Genomic DNA, 18,507 nt, shown 5'->3' with positions numbered 1-18,507 from the left:
TGAGAGGGAGTATTGAATGCCAGCTCGCCGTGCCTTGTTTGCCGCCATCGCCTGCGGCGTTGTTGCCAGTGCCCCCACGCTGGCCGCTGCCCCCGCTTCTGCAACCGAGATGGCGCGCTGGCAGGCGCAGGCCGCCAATGTCAGCATCGCGCGCGATACCTGGGGCGTGCCGCATGTGACGGGCAAGAGCGATGCGGATGCGGTGTTTGGCCTGATGTATGCGCAGGCGGAAGACGATTTTCCGCGTATCGAACGTAACTACATCAACGCCATGGGACGCCTGGCGGAGGTGGAGGGCGAGCAGGAACTGTATCGCGACCTGCGCATGAAGCTCTTCATCAATCCCGGGGATTTGCAGGCGCAGTACCGCGCCAGTCCGCTCTGGCTACAAAAATTGATGACGGCGTTTGCCGATGGCCTCAATTTTTACCTGGCTACCCACCCGCAGGTCAAGCCAAGTCTGATCACGTATTTCGAGCCATGGATGGCCCTCAGTTTCAGCGAGGGCAGCATCGGTGGCGACATCGAATCGGTCGACCTGGCCCAGCTCGAGTCCTTCTATGGCCAGCAGGCCAGGCCTGCCACCGTGGCGCTGGCCAGCGCGGAGACCGGCCTGGACCCCGAGCCGAGCGGCTCGAACGGTTTCGCCATCGCGCCCGCCATCACGCAGAACGGCCACGCGCTGCTGATGATCAATCCGCATACGTCGTTCTACTTCCGCCCCGAAGTGCAGGTCAGCAGTGGCGAAGGCTTGAATGCGTATGGCGCCGTCACCTGGGGCCAGTTCTTTGTCTACCAGGGTTTCAATGAGCGTCTCGGCTGGATGCATACGTCGGGCGGCGGCGACGTTATCGACGAGTACCTGGAAAGCATCGTCGACAAGGACGGCGCCTGGTCCTACCGCTATGACGGCGCCTTGCGTCCCTTGAAGGCCGTACCCATTAGCTTGCCGTATAAGCTGGCCAGCGGCGGCATGGGGACGAAAACCATCACGGTATACTACAGCCACCACGGCCCCATCGTGCGTGCGCACGATGGCAAATGGGTGGCTGTGCGCCTGATGAATGAACCGTTGAAAGCCTTGACGCAATCGTATACGCGCACCAAGGCGCGCGACTACGCGGCGTTCTACAAGACCATGGAGCTGCGCACCAATTCATCGAACAATACCGTGTACGCGGATGCGGATGGCAATATCGCCTATTTCCACGGCAATTTCATCCCCGTGCGCGATCCGCGTTTCAACTGGAAGCAGCCGGTCGACGGCAGCGACCCGGCCACCGAGTGGAAAGGCTTGCATACGGTGGCGCAAACCATCACCCTGTTCAATCCCAAGAATGGCTGGATACAAAATACCAACAACTGGCCGTTTTCGGCGGCGGGCGCAAATAGCCCGCGCCAGCAGGATTATCCAGCCTATATGTCCGTGTATGGCGAAAATGCGCGCGGCTTGCATGCCGTGAAAGTCTTCCAGAACAAGACCGGTTTTACTCTGGACAGCCTGATCGCCGCTGCTTACGACAGTGAACTGACGGCGTTTGAATCGCTGTTGCCGCCGCTGTTCGCCGCCTGGGATGCGTTGCCAGCCGGTGATGCGCAGAAGCTGGCGCTGGCCGGCAAGATCGCGCTGCTGCGGACCTGGGACTGGCGCTATTCGCTTACGTCCACGGCCACGTCATTGGCCATATTCTGGGGCCAGGAGCTGGCCGATATCGCCGGCAGGCAGGCGCGCGAGCAGGAGGTGCCGGTAGTCGAATTCATGGCGACGGAGCAGGTCAGTGCCGGGCAGCGGCTGGCGGCATTAGCCAGCGCATCGGATAAATTGCAGCGCGATTTCGGCAGCTGGCAAACGCCGTGGGGCCAGATCAACCGCTTCCAGCGCCTGACGGGCGAGGTGGTGCAGCCATTCGATGATGCGAAGCCCAGCTTGCCCGTGCCTTATGCGTCGGGTAACTGGGGCGCGCTGGCCGCGTATGGCCAGAGCAGCAAGAGCAGCACGCGCAGGATTTATGGCGAGCGCGGTAACAGTTTTGTGGCGGTAGTGGAGTTTGGCCCCCGCATCAAGGCAAAAAGCATCCTCGCGGGCGGCCAGAGTGGCGACCCCAAGTCGCCGCACTTCAGCGACCAGGCGGCGATGTATGCGCGCGGGCAATTCAAGGACGTGCTGTTTTATCCGGAAGAGGTGGACCGGCACCTGGAACGCAGGTACCGGCCAGGGGAATGATCAGGCCAGCGCAGTGCCGGATCAGCGGCGGCATGCCGAGTAATCCGGTACCGCCCGTTTAAATCGCGTCGAGCGCCGTACGCAGGTCGTGGCGCAGGTCTTCGATGTCTTCGATGCCGACTGACAGGCGTATCAAGCCGTCGCCGATGCCCAGCTTGGCGCGCTGTTCTGCCGGGATGCTGGCATGCGTCATCAGGGCCGGGTGTTCGATCAGGCTTTCCACGCCGCCCAGGCTTTCAGCCAGCGCAAACACTTCACAGCGTTCCAGGAAACGGCGGGCGCCAGCCAGGTCGGTATCGAGGTCGATCGAGATGATGCCGCCGAAGCCATCCATCTGGCGCTTGGCCAGCGCGTGTTGCGGATGCGATTCCAGGCCTGGATAAAACACCTTGCGCACTTCTTTTTGCTGTTCCAGCCATTGCGCCAGCGCCAGGGCGCTCTGGCAGTGGCGCTGCATGCGGATGGCCAGGGTTTTCACGCCGCGCAGTGCCAGGAAGCTGTCGAACGGGCCGGCAATCGCACCCACCGAGTTTTGCAAGAAGCCCAGCTGCTCGCGCCATTCCGCCTGGCGTTCTTCGGCGCCGACGATGGCGATGCCGCCGATGATGTCCGAATGGCCGTTCAGGTACTTGGTGGTCGAATGGACCACGATATCGAAACCATGTTCCAGCGGACGTTGCACCAGCGGGCTGGCGAAGGTATTGTCGGCCACGGCGATGATGCCGCGTTCGCGGCAGATGTCGGCAATCGCGCGCAGGTCGGCCAGCTTGAGCATCGGATTGGTCGGCGTTTCCACCCACACCATCTTCGTTTCAGGGCGGATGGCGGCCAGCAGGTTTTCCGGATTCGTCAGGTCGACATAGGTGAACTGGTGGCCGGCCGAACGGCGGCGCACGCGCTCAAACAAACGGTAGGTGCCGCCATACATATCGTCGCCGGCGATGATGTGCGCGCCCGCGTCCAGCAATTCGAGCACGCTGGAAATGGCCGCCAGGCCCGAGGCGAAGGCAAACGCTGCGCTGCCGCCTTCGAGGTCGGCCACGCAGCGCTCCAGCGCCCAGCGCGTGGGATTATGCGAGCGGCCATAGTCCAGTCCCTTGTGCACGCCGGGGCTTTCCTGCACAAAGGTGGAGGTGGCGTAAATCGGCGGCATGATGGCGCCCGTCGATGGATCGGGCGACTGGCCGGCATGGATGACGCGGGTGGCAAGTTGGCTCTTGCGGGAAGGTGAATTGCTCAAGATAGTGTCCTGCGTAAGTGGTTGAGTAGGTCGAAACGCGTGATCAGGCCATAGAATACGGCATCGTCGGCCACCACGGCAGTCAGGCCGCGGTCCAGCGTGGCACGCAAGGCGGGCAGGCCGCTTGACGGCGCCAGGGTTTCGAGCTGGGTGGTCATGGTGGCGCCTACCAGCGAAGCAAAATGCGCGGCGTCGCCCGACACTTGCAGCAGCAGGTCCGATTCGTCGATGATGCCCACCAGCTTGCCCTCGGCTATCACGGGCAGTTGCGCCAGGTCGCTCGAACGCATGCGGTTGAAGGCCGTGAGCAGGGTGTCGCCGGGCGCCACGCTGACCACGTCGCCTTCGTCGTAGCGGCGGCCGATCAGATCGCGCAAGTCGCCCGAAACGGCCCGTTGCAGCAAGCCCTGGTCGCGCATCCAGCCATCGTTATAGACTTTCGACAAATAGCGCGTACCGGTGTCGCACACGAAGGTGACGACACGTTTTGGGGTGGTCTGTTCGCGGCAGTATTTCAGGGCGGCGGCCAGCAAGGTGCCGGTCGACGAGCCGCCCAGGATACCTTCGGCGCGCAGCAGGGCGCGTGCGGAGTCGAAGCTTTCCTGGTCGCTGATGGTGTAGGCGCGGCGCACGCCGCCCATGTCGGCGATCGAGGGGATGAAATCTTCGCCGATGCCTTCCACCGCCCACGAGCCGCTGGTGTCGGACACCTTGCCCGACTCGATGTATTCGGTGAGGATGGAGCCTTTCGGGTCGGCCAGCACGAATTCCAGCTTCGGCTGCGCCTTGCGGAAGTAGCGGGTCAGGCCCGTCAGGGTGCCGGACGAACCGACGCCAACCACGATGGCGTCCACGTCATGGCCGCTTTGCTCCCAAATTTCGGGGCCGGTGGTGGTTTCGTGCGCCAGCGGATTGGCAGGATTGTTGAACTGGTCGGCGAAGAAGGCGCCAGGCAGCTCACGCGCCAGGCGCGCCGCGTAGTCCTGGTAGTACTCGGGATGGCCCTTGCCCACGTCCGAGCGCGTGGTGTGCACTTCGGCGCCCAGCGCTTTCAGGTGCAGTACTTTTTCCGTCGACATTTTGTCGGGCACGACCAGGATCACGCGGTAGCCCTTGATACGGCCGACTAAAGCCAAGCCGATGCCGGTATTGCCGGCCGTCGCTTCGATGATGACGCCGCCAGGCTGCAAGCGGCCATCGGCTTCGGCCGCTTCGATGATGGACAGGCCGACACGGTCCTTGATGGAGCCGCCCGGATTTTGTGATTCCAGTTTCAGGAACAGCTGGCACGGACCCGTGTCGAGCCTAGTCACTTCGACCAGCGGGGTATTGCCGATCAATTTGAACAGTGCTGCCGGTTCGGCAGGGGAGGGCATACGGTCATTCATGGTGGCTCCTGTCATCGAAACAGCCGCGCAGGATTATGTCCCGGGCCGCTTTTCGCGCAAAAGGGCGGAGTGTAGGCGCGTCGGTAGCTTGCGCGAACGAATGTTTATGTGCTTGCTTATACATTTTGTGCATATCAACTCACAGTGGGTGGGCGGGTTTCGCCGTGCCAGTATGCACCGTTTCGCAGGGGCTTGCCGCGCGGCTTGCGCTGCCTTGGACGTGCAATTGCGCTGTCTCAAGCAGGCCATTGCCATTTATAATTACGCCTCAAAAACGCAATAAACAATATTCAAATATTATTCAGACGGGGCGGCGACGGTGGCAAAACTTTATTTCCGATATTCCGCGATGAACGCGGGCAAGTCGACGGCCTTGCTGCAGGTCGCGCACAACTATGAAGAACAGGGTCAGCAAGTGCGCCTGTACACGGCCGCCATCGATAGCCGCTACGGCGTGGGCCGGGTCACTTCGCGGCTGGGGCCGCAGCGCCAGGTCGATATCTTTCATGCCGACACTGATTTCCTGGCCGAGATACCGAAAGTGGCTTGTTTGCTGATCGATGAGGCGCAATTCCTCACGACCAGACAAGTGCAGCAATTGCACCAGCTGGCGCAGGTCAAGGGTGTGCCGGTGATTTGCTATGGCTTGCGTACGGACTTCAAGGGTGAACCGTTCCCCGGCTCGGCCTACCTGCTGGCGCTGGCCGACGATATCGAAGAACTGAAAAACATCTGCACCTGCGGCAAGAAAGCCACCATGAATATCCGCGTCGACGAGCAGGGCCGCCGCATTCGCGAAGGCGAGCAGATCAGCATAGGCGGCAACGAGGCTTACCGCCAGGCTTGCGGGCGCTGTTTTTATTCGCGCTAGGCTCCTTCGCCTGACCGCTTACTCTGCGGCGGGCAATCCCACATCTGCATCTTCCGACAAGGCCAGGTCGCCCCGCTCGTAGGCGGCCAGGATATCGTTGGCCCTGGCCAGGTCGCTTTCACGCACCATGATCCGCGCGCCGCCGATGGCGGGCGCCAGCAGCAGGTTCGCCTGCATGTGCTGGTCGTCCGTGAGGATGACGGGAATGCCGGCCGCTTCCAGGCAACCCCGTATGACATGGGCGTCGGTGGGTATCATCAGCCTGGCTATCACGCAGTAATCGTTCTGTTCATCCATTGTTGCTCCCTGGTCATGCCCGGCCGGGCAGTCTTATATTAGCATCCCGTGCGCCTTGTCATGGGCCGCCATCGATTGTGTGCTGCTGCTGGCAGGCAGGCGCAGTATGATTCCAGGATGAGCACCACGATAAGCACCTTCCATAGCCACTGCCATGCGCTGCTATCGCCCTTGCTATGCCATTACCTCGATATTGGCATTTATCTGGCGCCGTCGCTATTGCTGGCGCTGCTGATACGCTTCCTGTCGGCACGCCATGGTTTCTTTTTTGTCTTCGCGCTGGCCGGTACCGTGTGCCATGAACTGGCGCATTTCTGCATGGGCCTGCTGACGGCGGCGCAACCGCGATCGCTCACCATTGTGCCGCGCCGGGTGGGGCAGGGTTGGGAACTGGGATCGGTGACCTTGCGCCGGGTGCGCTGGTATAACGCGGCGCCTGTTGCGCTGGCGCCATTCCTGATCCTGGCGCTGCCGTTTGCCGTGGCGGCGTGGCGCACGCCTCCGGGCTGGACTTTTCAATTGACCGATGTCGTGCTGGCCTTTTTGGTGGCGCCGCAATTTCTGGCTTGCTGGCCATCCCTGATCGACTGGAAGATCGCGGTTCGTTCCTGGCCGTATATACCTGTGTTCGCAGGTCTTTTCTTGCTGCTGCGCCAGTTCCGGCCCGAGTGGCTGGAACTGGCACGCTTGCTGCCGGCCTGATTACAACACTGCCAGCATGTCTTGCGGTTCCGGCCGGCGTGTGTAGTCCGGGTTGACTTCGGCGTAGACGATCGTGCCATCCTGGGCGATCACGTAGCGCGAAGGCATCGGCAGGCTCCAGCTATCGTCGCCATTGGTGGCCGGCAAGTCGTTCTTGCGTGAGGCGTACAGTTCGACCAGATAATCTGGCAAGCTGTAGCGTACACCGAAGGCGGCGGCGACCTCGTTGCCCGCGTCATGCAAGATAGGGAAAGTCAGGTGATTGGTGCGCTGCGACTTGCGGCTGCTGGCTGCCAGTTGCGGCGAAATGGCGATCAGGCTGGCGCCGGCGGCGACGAAGGCTGGCAGCTCGTCTTGCAGGGCTTGCAGCTCCATATTGCAGTACGGGCACCACACGCCGCGATAAAAGGTGATGATCAGCGGGCCGCGGGCCAGCAAGTCATTTGATGACACCGGCTTGCCCTCGCTATCGTTCAAGGTGAAGGCAGGCGCCCGGTCGCCGGCTTTCAAGGCACGCCCGGCCAGGCCGGAGGCGATCAGTTCCGCGGTGGCGCGGGCCATAATCGGGTGGATTTCCGGCGGTGTATTGTAGGGCGGTTTGCCGGCGATGAAGTCGGCCCGGAATGCGTCGAGTTTGGCTTGCAGTGTCATGGTCTTGCTCCTGTTAATCAATAATTCATCAATGATGTGGTGCTGCTGCAGTCATTATTCGATGGCGCAACAGGCTTTAACAGGCAGGTGGCTGGACTAGTAAGTATTCCTAGTTGGAATGGATGGGCGATTTAACTCCACTCAAGTGCTATGATTCATATCGATATGGAATAGGATCAGTATGGACCGCTTGAATGCAATGGAAAATTTTGTCGCCGTGGTCGATGCCGGTTCGTTTTCGGCTGCGGCGCGGCTGCTCGGCATAGGCCAGCCGGCCGTGTCGAAAACCATCGCCCAGCTGGAACAGCAACTGGGCGTGCGGTTGTTGCTAAGGTCGAGCCGGAGTTTGACGGCGACCGAGGCAGGGCTGCGCTTTTACGAACGGGCGCGGCGCGCGGTGGCCGAGGCCGATGCAGCGGAACTGGCCGCGCGCGGTGCCGGCGCCAGCCTGTCCGGGCCGCTGCGCATCTGCGCCGGCGTGACGTTTGCGCGGCTGCACATCTTGCCGCACCTGGCCTTATTCCTTGACCGGCATCCAGAGGTGAGCATCGATGTGGTGCTGGACGACCGCAATATCGATATGCTGGAACATGGCATCGATGTGGCCTTGCGCATGGGTGGTTTGAACGATTCGGGCATGACGGCGCGGCGCATCGCCCAGGCACGCCGGGTGGTGCTGGGGACGCATGCCTATTTTGCGCGTGCCGGCGTGCCTTCCAGTCCGTTTGATCTGGCGATGCACCAGGCCATCGTGTACGCCCAGCCCGGTGGCGGCACGGCCTGGACTTTTACGCAAGGCGAGGAAGAAGCATCGGTGGCGTTGACTGGCAAGTTTCGGGTCAACGCAGCCGAGGGAGTGCGCGCCGCCGTGCTGGCCGGCATGGGATTGACTATCGTATCGGAATGGATGTTCAGCCCGGAATTGCTTGACGGGCAGGTGTGCCGCGTGCTCGATGACTGGCACTTGCCGCTGGTGGATTTGTGGGCGGTGTATCCGGGCGGACGCATGGCCAGCGCCAAGGCGCGCGCCTTTATCGAATTTGTCGAGCAACTGCTGTTGACGCCGCCGCAGCGGGCTGCAGCCTGAACCGGTGGCAAGGCATTCTTTTTGGAAAGTCTCGCTTGCGCAGGGAAACATCAATTAATACAATGGCTTGGCGAAAAGAAGATCGGCTCTGTCAGTCATATGCGGCTATTTTTCCAGCTTGAGCGATGTTTTATTTTGTAAAGTTTCAGGCATGCTCTTTAATCAGCGCTTAAGCTGGCGGGCAGAAACTGCGGCTGCATAGGACACGATCCCTGTGGTTCCCTGTAGAATAATATTCAGACCAGTCATAGAGTCCCCTTAGTGTTGTGCTGGCTGGCGCCCGGTTCCCCGGCGCTGGCGGCAACTGATTTATATAATTTTCGGAGAAGCCGATGAAGAAGCAAATGATGCTGGTCACCCTGGTGCTCGCCCTGTCAGCCCAGGTTGGCGCAGCGCAGACGGACAAGAGTGCCGCTCCTCCGCCGCCGATGAAGCCGCTGGCCCAGCAAACACAGGCTGCCCTGTGGGCCTCGCGTGTGCTGTCGCGCTACCATTACAAGGCCATGCCGCTCGACGATGCGATGTCGGAAAAGATCTTCGACCGCTACTTCAAGTCGCTTGATTCGGAAAAACTATTCTTCGTCCAGGCCGATATAGACCGCTTTGCGCCTGTGCGCTCCAAGCTCGATGACGCCATCAATAGTGAAGACTTGAGCGCGCCTTTTGCCATCTACAATCTGTACCAGCAGCGCTTTGAAGAACGCATGGCTTATGCCCGCGAACTGCTGAAGACCAAATTTGATTTCACGCAGGACGAAAGCTATCAGCTGGACCGTGAAAAGGCCGCCTGGCCGAAGAACGATGATGAAGTGCGCGACCTGTGGCGCAAGCGCGTCAAGAATGACTGGTTGCGCCTGAAACTGGCAGGCAAGGAAGACAAGTCCATCCGCGAGACCCTGGACAAGCGCTATGAAAGCTACGTCACGCGTTCGCGCAAGCTCAATAGCGAAGATGTGTTCCAGATCTTCATGAACGCCTACGCCATGTCGATCGAGCCGCATACCAATTATCTGGGACCGCGCGCTTCCGAAAACTTTGATATCGCCATGCGGTTGTCGCTCGAAGGTATCGGCGCCGTACTGCAAACGCGCGACGAATACACGGTGATCCGCGAAATCGTGCCCGGTAGTCCGGCTGGTTTGTCGGGCAAGCTGAAAGTGGGCGACCGCATCGTCGGCGTGGGGCAGGGCGATAGCGGCCCCATCACCGAGGTACTGGGCTGGCGCATCGACGACGTGGTGCAGCTGATACGCGGTGCCAAGGACTCCACCGTACGCCTCGATATCCTGCCAGCCGATGCAGGTCCGGACGCCAAGCACACGGTGCTGGCGCTGGTGCGCAAGAAGATAAGCATGGAAGAGCAGTCGGCGAAGAAATCCGTGATCGAAGTGCGTGAAAATGGCATCAAGCGCCGCATCGGCGTGATTTCGCTGCCGACCTTCTACCAGGACTTCGATGCGCGCCGCCGTGGCGACAAGGACTTCAAGAGCGCCACGCGCGACGTGTCCCGCCTGCTGGGCGAGCTGAAGAAAGACAAGGTTGACAACGTCCTCATCGATTTGCGCAACAACGGTGGCGGTTCGCTCAACGAAGCCGTCGACCTGACGGGCTTGTTCATCGACAAGGGGCCGGTGGTAATGCAGCGCAATGCCGAAGGCAAGGTCGATACCGAGAGCGACACCAACGCCGGCCTGGCCTGGGATGGCCCGATGGGCGTGCTGATCAATCGCGGTTCGGCTTCCGCTTCCGAGATTTTTGCCGCCGCCATCCAGGACTACGGCCGTGGCCTGGTGATCGGTGAAGGCAGCTTCGGCAAGGGCACCGTGCAAACCCTGATTGACCTGAACCGTTTTGGCGGCAGCGACAAGGCCCGTTTCGGCGAGTTGAAGATGACGGTGGCGCAATTCTTCCGCATCAATGGCGGCACCACGCAGTTGCGCGGCGTGACGCCGGACATCAAGCTGCCGGCCATGTCGGATACGGAAAACTTTGGCGAGTCGAGCTATGACAATGCCTTGCCTTGGGTGTCCATCAAGCCGGCGAACTACACGCCGACGGGCGACCTGAAGGACATCGTGCCGCTGCTCGATAAAAAGCATGAAGCGCGCGTGGCCAAGGACAAGGACTTCCAGTACTTGCAGGATGATATTGCCCTGGTCATCAAGCAGCGCAAGGATAACCAGCTGTCGCTGAACGAAGCCGTGCGCCGCAAGGAACGCGATGCCCAGGATGCGCGCGCCAAGGCCCGTGAAAAACGCCTGATCGCGCAGATTTCCAATCCGGCCGATGACCTGGTGGTGATTCCTGATCCGAAAGACGTCAAGAAAGCCGCCGGCAAGACCGCCAAGCAGCAGATCGCTGCCGTGAAGGGCGCCTTGCGTACGGACGATGGCTTGCAGGGTGACGAGCGTGCGCTGAGCACCGAACTCGACGCGGAAACGGCGGCGAAGAGCGCCAAGGACGTGCTGCTGAACGAAACGGCGCGCATCCTGGCCGATGAAGTATCGCTGATCAAGGGCGATACTCGCCTTGCCGCCAAGGTCTTGCCATACGCCACCGATACCAAGGGCGCGCCGGCAACGGCTACCACGGCGAAGTAAACGCTGCACACGCAGCGTGAACCTGGCTTGTCCCGATGGGGTCAGCCAGGTTTTTTTATGGCTGCTTTAACCTGTGACCGGTTTCTCGATACGGAAATTGAGCGCCGCGTCGATATCGGCTTCCCACTGTTCACGCGGCAGTTCGAACAGCAGCTCTATCTCGACGCCGTTCGGGTCGAACAGATGAATGCTGTGCGTGGCGGCCCGCTCCACGCGGCGATGCAGTTTTACGCCATGCGCCGTCAGGAAATCGATCTGCGCCAGCCAGGCAGTGCGGCTGGCGTATTCGATGGCGATATGATTGAGCAATTGTCCATCGCCGGCCTGCCACCCGGGAGGCTGGTACAGACCGATGTCATGGTGGTGCAGCTTGCCGTCGCGCTGGCCACTGTAGAAACGCATCGGTGGCGTGGAGCCCGGCGTCGTCGGGCGAAAGGTGCCGACGTGGCGAAAGCCCAGCAGATTGGACCAGAAATCGTGCGATTCGTCGATGTCGCGCACGTTGAGGACCAGATGGTTGATGCCGAGCGGCACTTGGGCTGACGATGTTGGCTTGGTGTTGGTATGCATGATTTTTTCCTGTCGAAGGTAGTGGAACTTGCCAGGCGGCGCCATGGCGGTAGTCGTGATGCGCAGCGGGAAGGACAGGAGGCGCACGTGCAAGCGGCTGCAGCCAGGCAACGGTCAAGTCGATGGCATGGCCATCGCAGGCTGGAACACAGGAGGGAGAGGCGTCTGGTCTCCGCGCAAGCAGAGGATGGCCACGATGGATGGCGATTGAGGCAAGCATAACGTTCCCACGCGCTATGAATGAACCTGGCAATAAGCCGGCTGATTCAGGTTGCGCGTTGGTTGACGTAAACGCTTACGATTGCTTGATGCAACGAGTCAAGTCTAGTGCCAGGACGTGGAATGCGTCAAGCATTAACTGAACTGAAGGTAGTTATGCCCAGTTATGCGTCAGGCGTATTTCTATCATTCCAACAATCAATTGGATCGGTATGCGGCAATGCAGCATAATTGACTTGTCTCCTCTATTCTCCTCCAAGAAAATAGATTCAGCCCGCTCCCGCAGCGGGCTTTTTTTTGCCCGAAATGTATGTATTTACTATTGCACGCTATTGCAAAGTCGTATCGGCGGCAAACAGGGTGCTGATCCAGTTGGCAAAAGCCTGCACCTTGGGAGCGCTCAAGCGTCCCTGGGGCGTTAGCAGCGAGATCGGCATGGCCGTAGGCGGACAATCGTCGAGTACGGTTACAAGCTCGCCGCTATCGAGGTAGGGGCGCACCTGGTACAGGCCAGACTGGGAAAGTCCCAGACCCTGCAAAGCGCAGATAAGGCTGGCGTCGGCGTCATTGACGGCGATGGCGCCCGTCATCGGCACGCGCACCACTTTGCCGTCCTGCACAAAATCCCAGTCGAAGGCGCGCCCCGTGCGGCCGGAAAAATGCATCACGCCCTGATGCGTAGCCAGGTCGGCCAGGGTGTGCGGCGTGCCGTGGTGCGCCAGATAGATGGGGGAGGCGCAGGTGACGAAGCGCATGGTGCCCACTTGTTTGCCGATCAGCGCGGAATCTTGCAAGTCTCCCACGCGCAGCGCGCAATCGATACCTTCCTGTGTCAGGTCGACCAGCCGGTCCGTCAGGCTCAGAAACAGTTCCACGTCTGGATAGGCGGCATGAAATTGCGCGATATGGGGCAACACCAGCCGGCGCCCCACGGTATTGGGCAAGTTGATGCGCAGCACGCCCCTGGCTTTATTCGCTTCCGGCCCCCGGAATGCCAGCTCCGACGCATCGACGGCGCCGAGGATGGCCGTGCAATGGCGAAAATATTCGGCCCCGTCGGGCGTCAGCGACAGCTTGCGGGTGGTGCGCTGCAGCAGCTGCGTGCCCAGATAGGCTTCCAGTTTCTGCAGGGTAGCCGTGAGTGCGGCGCGGGGCAGGTTCAGGGTCTCGGCTGCCTTGGAAAAGCTGTTGGCCTCGACGATGCGCACAAAGGTTTGCATGGCCTTGATCTTGTCCATTGCCGCGTTTCCCGATGATTGTTCATGTAATGTGAAAAGTATAGGATCATTATGCCCTAATTATCTTTGCCGCGCGTTTGCCTACAATAGCGTCATCGTTCTTCATCGCTATTCACCTATATTCACCGAGGAAATAATATGAACAAGGCCTCCCAAGACACATCGGACATCTCGCCCGGCATGGTGCTGCTGCTGGCAGTCGCTTCCGGCCTGATCGTCGCCAACCTGTATTACGCCCAGACCCTGGTCGGTCCCATCAGCGCCGCCACGGGCTTGTCGGCCAAGGCGGCCGGCCTGATCGTCACCCTGACGCAAGTGGGCTACACCCTGGGCTTGCTGTTTGTGGTGCCGCTGGGCGACTTGCTGGAAAACCGCCGCCTGATCATCACCGCCTTGCTGGTAACGGCCGTGGCGCTGGCGGTGGCTGCGTTCAGCACCGGCGCCGTGGTCTTTCTGGCCGCCGCGCTGGCCATCGGCTTGGGCTCGGTGGCGGCGCAAGTGATCGTGCCATTCGCCGCGCACCTGTCGCAAGAAGCGACGCGCGGGCAAACCGTGGGCAAGGTCGTCAGTGGCTTGCTGCTGGGGATCATGCTGGCCCGCCCGGTGGCCTCGCTGGTCGCCGCGCATGCCAGCTGGCACCTCGTGTTTGGCGGCGCCGCCGTGCTGATGCTGGTCCTGGCAGCCGTGCTGCGGCGCGCGCTGCCGCTGCGGGTACCCGTCTCCACGATGTCGTATCCAGCTTTGATGGGCTCGCTGTGGCATTTGCTGCTGGGCACGCCTGTGCTGCGCCGGCGCGCTGCGTATCATGCGGGCCTGTTTGGCGCCTTCAGCCTGTTCTGGACCGTCACGCCGCTGGTGCTGGCCAGCCCTGCATTCGGTTTGTCGCAAACAGGTATCGCCATTTTTGCCCTGGTCGGCATGGCGGGCGCCGTCTCGTCGCCCATCGCGGGCCGCCTGGCAGACGCCGGCCACACCTTGCCGGCCACGGCGATTGCTCTGCTGCTGGGGATCGCTGCCTTTGCATTGCCCATGTTCGTTCCCGCATCGAAGCATGTGGCGCTGGGCTTGCTGGTAGCCGCGTCCATCGTGCTTGACATGGGCGTGGCGGCCAATCTGGTATTGGGTCAGCGCGCCATCTTCAGCCTGGGCGCGGAAGTGCGGGGCCGTCTGAACGGTTTGTATTTCGCCTTGTTCTTTGCCGGCGGTGCGGCCGGCTCGGCGCTGGGCGCCTGGGTCTATGCCAGCTATGGATGGCAGGCAACGTTATTGATGGGTATGGCTTTCCCTGGGCTGGCGCTGCTGTACTGGCTGGGAGAATTATTGCCCTTCACCGCACGCCGCACGGCTTGAAATTCGGCATGCGCCAGTATTATCACCAGACCGTATTTCTATCATCATAAAGATAAAGTGGAATGATATAGCGCAACGCAGCATAATGCATCTGTCTCCTCTACTTCCTCACAGGAAATAGATTCAGCCCGCTCCCGTAGCGGGCTTTTTTTTGCCTTGATTTCTATGCAGCGACGACTTCAGGCAATAGCTCGGGATGATTGTTGAGCAGTTTCAACAGTTTGACCGTCGCCAGTGGCGGCTTGGTCTTGCCGTTTTCATAGCGCGAGAAGGCATTCACGCCGCCACCAAAGATTTCCGCCGCCTGGCGCTGGTCCAGATTCAGCTTCTTGCGCACGCTGAGGATGAACTGGGGATCGACCGAGGCGCTATTGACCTGCTTATTGAAGGCCAGCATCAGATCCATGGTGCGGCGCGATTCCTGCGGCCCGAGGATGGATTCGTCGCAAGCCGTGCAAAATTCACCTTCGACGTGCGGCAGCACCGTCGTCTCGCCCTTGTAGGTGTAGGGCAGGTCCCGTACATCCTGCACCAGTTCGCCGGCACCGCAGATTTCGCATTTCATGGTGATAACTCCTTGAACGATACAATCAATACGCCATTCTGTATCATTAATTTCAAATACACATCTTCATCGTTCGGTGTGACTGCGTGATACACATCCATCCAGTGGCCGGGATTTTTCTCCGATTCCATGGTTTTATAAAAGCAGCCGCTATCGGGCAAATCGAGCACGATGGCGATCATGCCGTCCAGGTCAAGTCCCAGCCGGGTAGCGCCTTCGCGGGCGACTTTGGTCGTTTTGTAGCGCCCCTGTCGTATCAACACCAGCATGTCAGCCAGATTGTGCGTCGCTTTGAGGAAGCTGGTCATGGGGTGCTCCTTATTTATCAATTTAACCTACTTGGTTAAATTTAGCAAGTAGGTTAATGAAAATATGTGGATAATGAGTTAGCGTAGCCGCCTGCTGCGGGGCACACTTTGCGCCAGATGGTAAACAGCGCTCAAGGCTGTGCCAGCAAAGCCCGTATGGTGTTTTCCGTTTCCGCATAATCACCTTCGCCAAAGTGCTGGTAGACGATGCGGCCTTTTTTATCGATCAGGTAAAACGCGGGCCAATACTGGTTGCGGTAGGCGCGCCAGGTGGCATAGCGGTTGTCTTGCGCGATAGGATAAGTCAGGCCCAGGCGCTTGGTGGCCGCTTCCACATTGCTGGTCGAGCGCTCGAATGGGAATTCCGGCGTGTGCACGCCGATCACGGTCAGGCCCTGGCCCTTGTATTTGTCGTGCCATTGCTGGACGTAGGGCAGGGTGTTGACGCAGTTGATGCAGGTGTAAGTCCAGAAATCGACCAGCACCACTTTGCCCCGCAATTGTTCGATGTTGAGCGGAGGGCTGTTGATCCAGTGTTCGATGCCGGCCAGGGCGGGCGCTTGCCCCAGGTCTTGCAGGGGCGCCGCCTGCGTGACGTGGGCGGTGATGGCGAGGCTGCTGCCGGCAACGATGCTGGCGGCGATGAGCAATTTCTTGATGGCGCTGATCATGGTCAAGTCCTTTCAGTGGGGAAGAATGTATGACCGTATTGAGCCTGTCCCACGTATCGGGCGTGTGTCGCCCTGTGCATGGCGATGCGGCGGACTGTATCGGCGGCGCCCGCAGATACAGTCGGACATAAATCTTTGCTAGACTTCCGCTATAAAGTAGCCTTTCCAACGTAGAGAGCGCGTCATGCATATAGAACTTCCATCTCCGCCACTACATAAAGCAGGCTTTTTGAAACGTGCGGTCAAGCGCATCTTCGCCACTTCCGTATTCCTGCTGGGCGGTATCGGTTTTGAAGTGAGCCATCCCGTCAACTGCTCCACCATCCACGCCAGCGGGCCGCGCCTGCGGCCGGGCAAGCGCCGCGATGGATAAACCCGACCACATCCTGATCGTCGATGACGACCATGAAATCCGCGACCTGCTGGGCAGTTATTTGCGCAAGATCGGTTTCCAGGTCTCGGCTGCCGCGAATGGCCGCCAGATGCGTACCGTGCTCGAAGAAGGGCCGGTCGATCTGGTGATCCTTGACCTGATGCTGCCCGGCGAAGATGGCCTGGTGCTATGCCGCGAGCTGCGCGCCGGCAAATGGCGCAGCGTGCCCGTACTGATGCTGACGGCGCTCGATGAAGAAACGGAGCGCATCATCGGCCTGGAAATGGGCGCCGACGATTACGTGGCCAAGCCGTTTTCCTCGCGCGAACTGGTGGCCCGCATCCGTGCCGTGCTGCGGCGCACGCGCATGCTGCCACCCAGCATGAAGCCGCTGGAAGTGACGCAGTTGCTGCGTTTCGGCGACTGGCAGCTCGACACCACGGCCCGCCACCTGCTCGACGCCGACGGCACCATGGTGGCGCTCAGCGGTGCCGAATACCGGCTGCTGCGGGTATTCCTCGATCACCCGCAGCGCGTGCTGACGCGCGACCAGCTGCTGAACCTGACGCAGGGGCGCGACACGGACCAGTTCGACCGCTCCATCGATTTGCTGGTCAGCCGCTTGCGCCAGCGCCTGCGCGATGATGCGCGTGGCCAGCGCTATATCAAGACCCTGCGCAGCGAAGGCTATATTTTTACCTGCACCGTGGAAGTATGCGAGGGCGAGGCATGAGGCTGCCGCGCAGCCTGTTTGCGCGCCTGATGCTGATTTCTTTGAGCGGCCTGGCCGTGGCCTATGCCCTGTCCTTTAGCGTGACTTTTTACGAGCGCGCACTGGCCACGCGGTCCTTGATGCTGGGCGATATGGAGCAGGACGTGGCCAGCTCGGTGGCCTTGCTGGACCGGCTGCCGGCCAGCGAGCGCGGGCAGTGGCTGGCGCGCCTGGAGCGGCGCACCTACAGCTTCATGCTGGGGCCGGGCTTGCCGGGGGCGGCGCCTGACGCGCATCTGTCCGAATTGCTGGCGGCGTCGATCGAGCGCTCCATCGGCCAGCATTATCCATTGACGGCCAGCGCCATTCCGGGCTTGCGCGAACACTTGCAAGTGCATTTGCGCCTCAGCGATGGCGCGCCGCTGACCATCGATTTGCGGCCGCGGGGCTTGCCCGTTTCTCCGTGGCTGATTCCGCTGCTGCTGCTGCAACTGCTGCTGCTGGCGCTGTTTTCATGGTGGTGCGTGCGCCTGGCCACGCGTCCGCTGGCTGAACTTGCGCGCGCGGCCGATGCGCTGGGGCCAGACTTGAAAGCCGTGCGCCTGCCTGAAGATGGCCCGGTGGAAGTGGCGCGCGCGGCCACTGCCTTCAATGCCATGCAGGACCGTATCGCCACCTATATGCATGAGCGCATGCATATCCTGGCGGCCATTTCGCACGATTTGCAGACTCCGATCACCCGCATGCGTTTGCGGGCCGACCTGATGGATGATGGCGAGCAGCGCGACACATTGACGCGCAATTTGCAAGAGATGGAGCATCTGGTGCGCGAAGGCGTGAGCTATGCCCGCACCCTGCATGGCGCCACCGAGCAGCCGCGCCGCATCGACCCCGATGCGCTGCTCGACAGCCTGCTATGCGATTATCTCGACGCGGCGGCGGACGTCACCCTGAACGGGCGTATCGGCGCGCCCATGCTGCTGCGCCCGGTGGCGTTGCGGCGCATCCTGGTCAACCTGGTCGACAATGCCTTGAAATACGCAGGCAGCGCCGAGCTGGTCGTGGAGTCGTCGGACAGCGTGGTGACGATACGCGTGCTCGATCGCGGCCCCGGCATCGCGCCGGACAAGCTGGAAACGGTGTTTCAGCCGTTCTACCGCCTGGAGACATCGCGCAACCGCGACAGCGGCGGCACGGGCCTGGGGCTGGCGATTGCGCGCCAGCTGGCGCAGGCCATCGATGTGCGCCTCAGTCTTGCCAACCGTCCCGATGGTGGACTGGAAGCGCGCTTGATCTTGTCGTAGCACTGACTTTTGTACCCGATTGTATCTGGCTGCGCTCCAGATACATTCCCCGCGACTTGCTCCATGTTGTGACACAGCCCCGATACACGGGCGGCGTCTAATAAGACTCAGCGCCAGGCAATCCGTGCCGGCCCTTT

18 protein-coding genes are annotated in these 18,507 nt (G+C 60.8%); 9 read left to right on the top strand and 9 right to left on the bottom strand.

The annotated features are described in order from the left end of the window. The first annotated feature begins 16 nt into the window (after positions 1-16). Complete coding sequence (locus HDE75_RS12555) at positions 17-2,224, top strand: acylase (RefSeq protein ID WP_183677344.1); 2,208 nt, start codon at positions 17-19, stop codon at positions 2,222-2,224. Between the two features lie 58 nt (positions 2,225-2,282). Here HDE75_RS12555 and HDE75_RS12550 read toward each other — a convergent pair whose 3' ends face one another. Together HDE75_RS12550 and HDE75_RS12545 are read right to left on the bottom strand one after the other, a co-directional pair. After that, positions 2,283-3,464 (bottom strand): trans-sulfuration enzyme family protein, encoded by a 1,182-nt coding sequence (locus HDE75_RS12550; RefSeq protein ID WP_221291855.1) that lies wholly within the window; start codon positions 3,462-3,464, stop codon positions 2,283-2,285. Beyond that, the gene (locus HDE75_RS12545; RefSeq protein ID WP_409254911.1) at positions 3,461-4,852 is read right to left on the bottom strand and encodes a pyridoxal-phosphate dependent enzyme; all 1,392 of its coding nucleotides are present in this window, start codon (positions 4,850-4,852) and stop codon (positions 3,461-3,463) included. The genes HDE75_RS12550 and HDE75_RS12545 overlap by 4 nt, the downstream gene beginning before the upstream one ends. A gap of 319 nt (positions 4,853-5,171) precedes the next feature. On the opposite strand from HDE75_RS12545, the gene HDE75_RS12540 reads away from it, so the two are divergent. Further along, complete coding sequence (locus HDE75_RS12540; RefSeq protein WP_183677345.1) at positions 5,172-5,723, top strand: thymidine kinase; 552 nt, start codon at positions 5,172-5,174, stop codon at positions 5,721-5,723. Positions 5,724-5,741: 18 nt separating this feature from the next. On the opposite strand, the gene HDE75_RS12535 is transcribed toward HDE75_RS12540, so the two are convergent. Continuing rightward, positions 5,742-6,020 (bottom strand): putative signal transducing protein, encoded by a 279-nt coding sequence (locus HDE75_RS12535; RefSeq protein ID WP_183677346.1) that lies wholly within the window; start codon positions 6,018-6,020, stop codon positions 5,742-5,744. A gap of 117 nt (positions 6,021-6,137) precedes the next feature. On the opposite strand from HDE75_RS12535, the gene HDE75_RS12530 reads away from it, so the two are divergent. Next, complete coding sequence (locus HDE75_RS12530) at positions 6,138-6,722, top strand: hypothetical protein (protein ID WP_260174004.1); 585 nt, start codon at positions 6,138-6,140, stop codon at positions 6,720-6,722. Here HDE75_RS12530 and HDE75_RS12525 read toward each other — a convergent pair whose 3' ends face one another. Then, positions 6,723-7,373 carry a peroxiredoxin-like family protein gene (locus HDE75_RS12525; RefSeq protein ID WP_183677347.1) on the bottom strand — a complete coding sequence of 217 codons (651 nt, stop codon included), beginning with the start codon at positions 7,371-7,373 and terminating at the stop codon, positions 6,723-6,725. Between the two features lie 181 nt (positions 7,374-7,554). On the opposite strand from HDE75_RS12525, the gene HDE75_RS12520 reads away from it, so the two are divergent. After that, positions 7,555-8,460: a LysR family transcriptional regulator gene (locus HDE75_RS12520; RefSeq protein ID WP_183677348.1), complete on the top strand. Its 906-nt coding sequence runs from the start codon at positions 7,555-7,557 to the stop codon at positions 8,458-8,460. 332 nt (positions 8,461-8,792) lie between these two features. After that, positions 8,793-11,060, top strand: coding sequence for a carboxy terminal-processing peptidase (locus tag HDE75_RS12515; RefSeq protein ID WP_183677349.1), 2,268 nt, complete (start codon positions 8,793-8,795; stop codon positions 11,058-11,060). Positions 11,061-11,126: 66 nt separating this feature from the next. Here the strand turns inward: HDE75_RS12515 and HDE75_RS12510 are convergent, their stop codons facing one another. Together HDE75_RS12510 and HDE75_RS12505 are read right to left on the bottom strand one after the other, a co-directional pair. Further along, complete coding sequence (locus HDE75_RS12510) at positions 11,127-11,717, bottom strand: VOC family protein (RefSeq protein WP_311735126.1); 591 nt, start codon at positions 11,715-11,717, stop codon at positions 11,127-11,129. Between the two features lie 461 nt (positions 11,718-12,178). Continuing rightward, positions 12,179-13,087, bottom strand: coding sequence for a LysR family transcriptional regulator (locus tag HDE75_RS12505; protein ID WP_183677351.1), 909 nt, complete (start codon positions 13,085-13,087; stop codon positions 12,179-12,181). A 138-nt stretch (positions 13,088-13,225) separates the two neighbouring features. Between HDE75_RS12505 and HDE75_RS12500 the strand changes: the two genes are divergently transcribed. Next, on the top strand, positions 13,226-14,437 hold the full coding sequence (locus HDE75_RS12500; protein WP_183677352.1) for an MFS transporter: 1,212 nt from the start codon (positions 13,226-13,228) through the stop codon (positions 14,435-14,437). A 163-nt stretch (positions 14,438-14,600) separates the two neighbouring features. Here HDE75_RS12500 and HDE75_RS12495 read toward each other — a convergent pair whose 3' ends face one another. The 3 genes from HDE75_RS12495 to HDE75_RS12485 all read right to left on the bottom strand — a co-directional run bounded on the left by HDE75_RS12495 (position 14,601) and on the right by HDE75_RS12485 (position 15,981). Next, positions 14,601-15,002: a type II toxin-antitoxin system MqsA family antitoxin gene (locus tag HDE75_RS12495; protein ID WP_183677353.1), complete on the bottom strand. Its 402-nt coding sequence runs from the start codon at positions 15,000-15,002 to the stop codon at positions 14,601-14,603. Continuing rightward, complete coding sequence (locus tag HDE75_RS12490; RefSeq protein ID WP_183677354.1) at positions 14,999-15,310, bottom strand: type II toxin-antitoxin system MqsR family toxin; 312 nt, start codon at positions 15,308-15,310, stop codon at positions 14,999-15,001. The genes HDE75_RS12495 and HDE75_RS12490 overlap by 4 nt, the downstream gene beginning before the upstream one ends. Before the next feature lie 131 nt (positions 15,311-15,441). Then, positions 15,442-15,981 (bottom strand): thioredoxin family protein, encoded by a 540-nt coding sequence (locus tag HDE75_RS12485; RefSeq protein ID WP_183677355.1) that lies wholly within the window; start codon positions 15,979-15,981, stop codon positions 15,442-15,444. Positions 15,982-16,210: 229 nt separating this feature from the next. Between HDE75_RS12485 and HDE75_RS12480 the strand changes: the two genes are divergently transcribed. The 3 genes from HDE75_RS12480 to HDE75_RS12470 are packed head-to-tail and all read left to right on the top strand — an operon-like array spanning position 16,211 to position 18,370. Next, positions 16,211-16,354, top strand: a complete 144-nt coding sequence (locus HDE75_RS12480; RefSeq protein ID WP_183677356.1) for a hypothetical protein — start codon at positions 16,211-16,213, stop codon at positions 16,352-16,354. Next, positions 16,347-17,087 carry a response regulator gene (locus HDE75_RS12475; RefSeq protein WP_183677357.1) on the top strand — a complete coding sequence of 247 codons (741 nt, stop codon included), beginning with the start codon at positions 16,347-16,349 and terminating at the stop codon, positions 17,085-17,087. The genes HDE75_RS12480 and HDE75_RS12475 overlap by 8 nt, the downstream gene beginning before the upstream one ends. Further along, a complete protein-coding gene (locus HDE75_RS12470; RefSeq protein WP_260174003.1) occupies positions 17,084-18,370 on the top strand; it encodes an ATP-binding protein in 1,287 nt (428 codons plus the stop codon). The genes HDE75_RS12475 and HDE75_RS12470 overlap by 4 nt, the downstream gene beginning before the upstream one ends. The last annotated feature ends 137 nt before the right edge of the window (positions 18,371-18,507 follow it).

Source organism: Janthinobacterium silvisoli, assembly GCF_014200725.1.
Taxonomy (GTDB): domain Bacteria; phylum Pseudomonadota; class Gammaproteobacteria; order Burkholderiales; family Burkholderiaceae_D; genus Janthinobacterium.
The sequence above is the reverse complement of the archived record's forward strand: the minus strand, read 5'-3'. Positions and strand labels throughout refer to the sequence as shown.

Coding starts and splice junctions, on each gene's coding strand:
- HDE75_RS12555 (WP_183677344.1), top strand. CDS start 17: ATGCCAGCTCGCCGTGCCTTGTTTGCCGCCATCGCCTGCGGCGTTGTT.
- HDE75_RS12545 (WP_409254911.1), bottom strand. CDS start 4,852: ATGAATGACCGTATGCCCTCCCCTGCCGAACCGGCAGCACTGTTCAAA.
- HDE75_RS12535 (WP_183677346.1), bottom strand. CDS start 6,020: ATGGATGAACAGAACGATTACTGCGTGATAGCCAGGCTGATGATACCC.
- HDE75_RS12530 (WP_260174004.1), top strand. CDS start 6,138: ATGAGCACCACGATAAGCACCTTCCATAGCCACTGCCATGCGCTGCTA.
- HDE75_RS12525 (WP_183677347.1), bottom strand. CDS start 7,373: ATGACACTGCAAGCCAAACTCGACGCATTCCGGGCCGACTTCATCGCC.
- HDE75_RS12520 (WP_183677348.1), top strand. CDS start 7,555: ATGGACCGCTTGAATGCAATGGAAAATTTTGTCGCCGTGGTCGATGCC.
- HDE75_RS12515 (WP_183677349.1), top strand. CDS start 8,793: ATGAAGAAGCAAATGATGCTGGTCACCCTGGTGCTCGCCCTGTCAGCC.
- HDE75_RS12505 (WP_183677351.1), bottom strand. CDS start 13,087: ATGGACAAGATCAAGGCCATGCAAACCTTTGTGCGCATCGTCGAGGCC.
- HDE75_RS12500 (WP_183677352.1), top strand. CDS start 13,226: ATGAACAAGGCCTCCCAAGACACATCGGACATCTCGCCCGGCATGGTG.
- HDE75_RS12495 (WP_183677353.1), bottom strand. CDS start 15,002: ATGAAATGCGAAATCTGCGGTGCCGGCGAACTGGTGCAGGATGTACGG.
- HDE75_RS12490 (WP_183677354.1), bottom strand. CDS start 15,310: ATGACCAGCTTCCTCAAAGCGACGCACAATCTGGCTGACATGCTGGTG.
- HDE75_RS12485 (WP_183677355.1), bottom strand. CDS start 15,981: ATGATCAGCGCCATCAAGAAATTGCTCATCGCCGCCAGCATCGTTGCC.
- HDE75_RS12475 (WP_183677357.1), top strand. CDS start 16,347: ATGGATAAACCCGACCACATCCTGATCGTCGATGACGACCATGAAATC.
- HDE75_RS12470 (WP_260174003.1), top strand. CDS start 17,084: ATGAGGCTGCCGCGCAGCCTGTTTGCGCGCCTGATGCTGATTTCTTTG.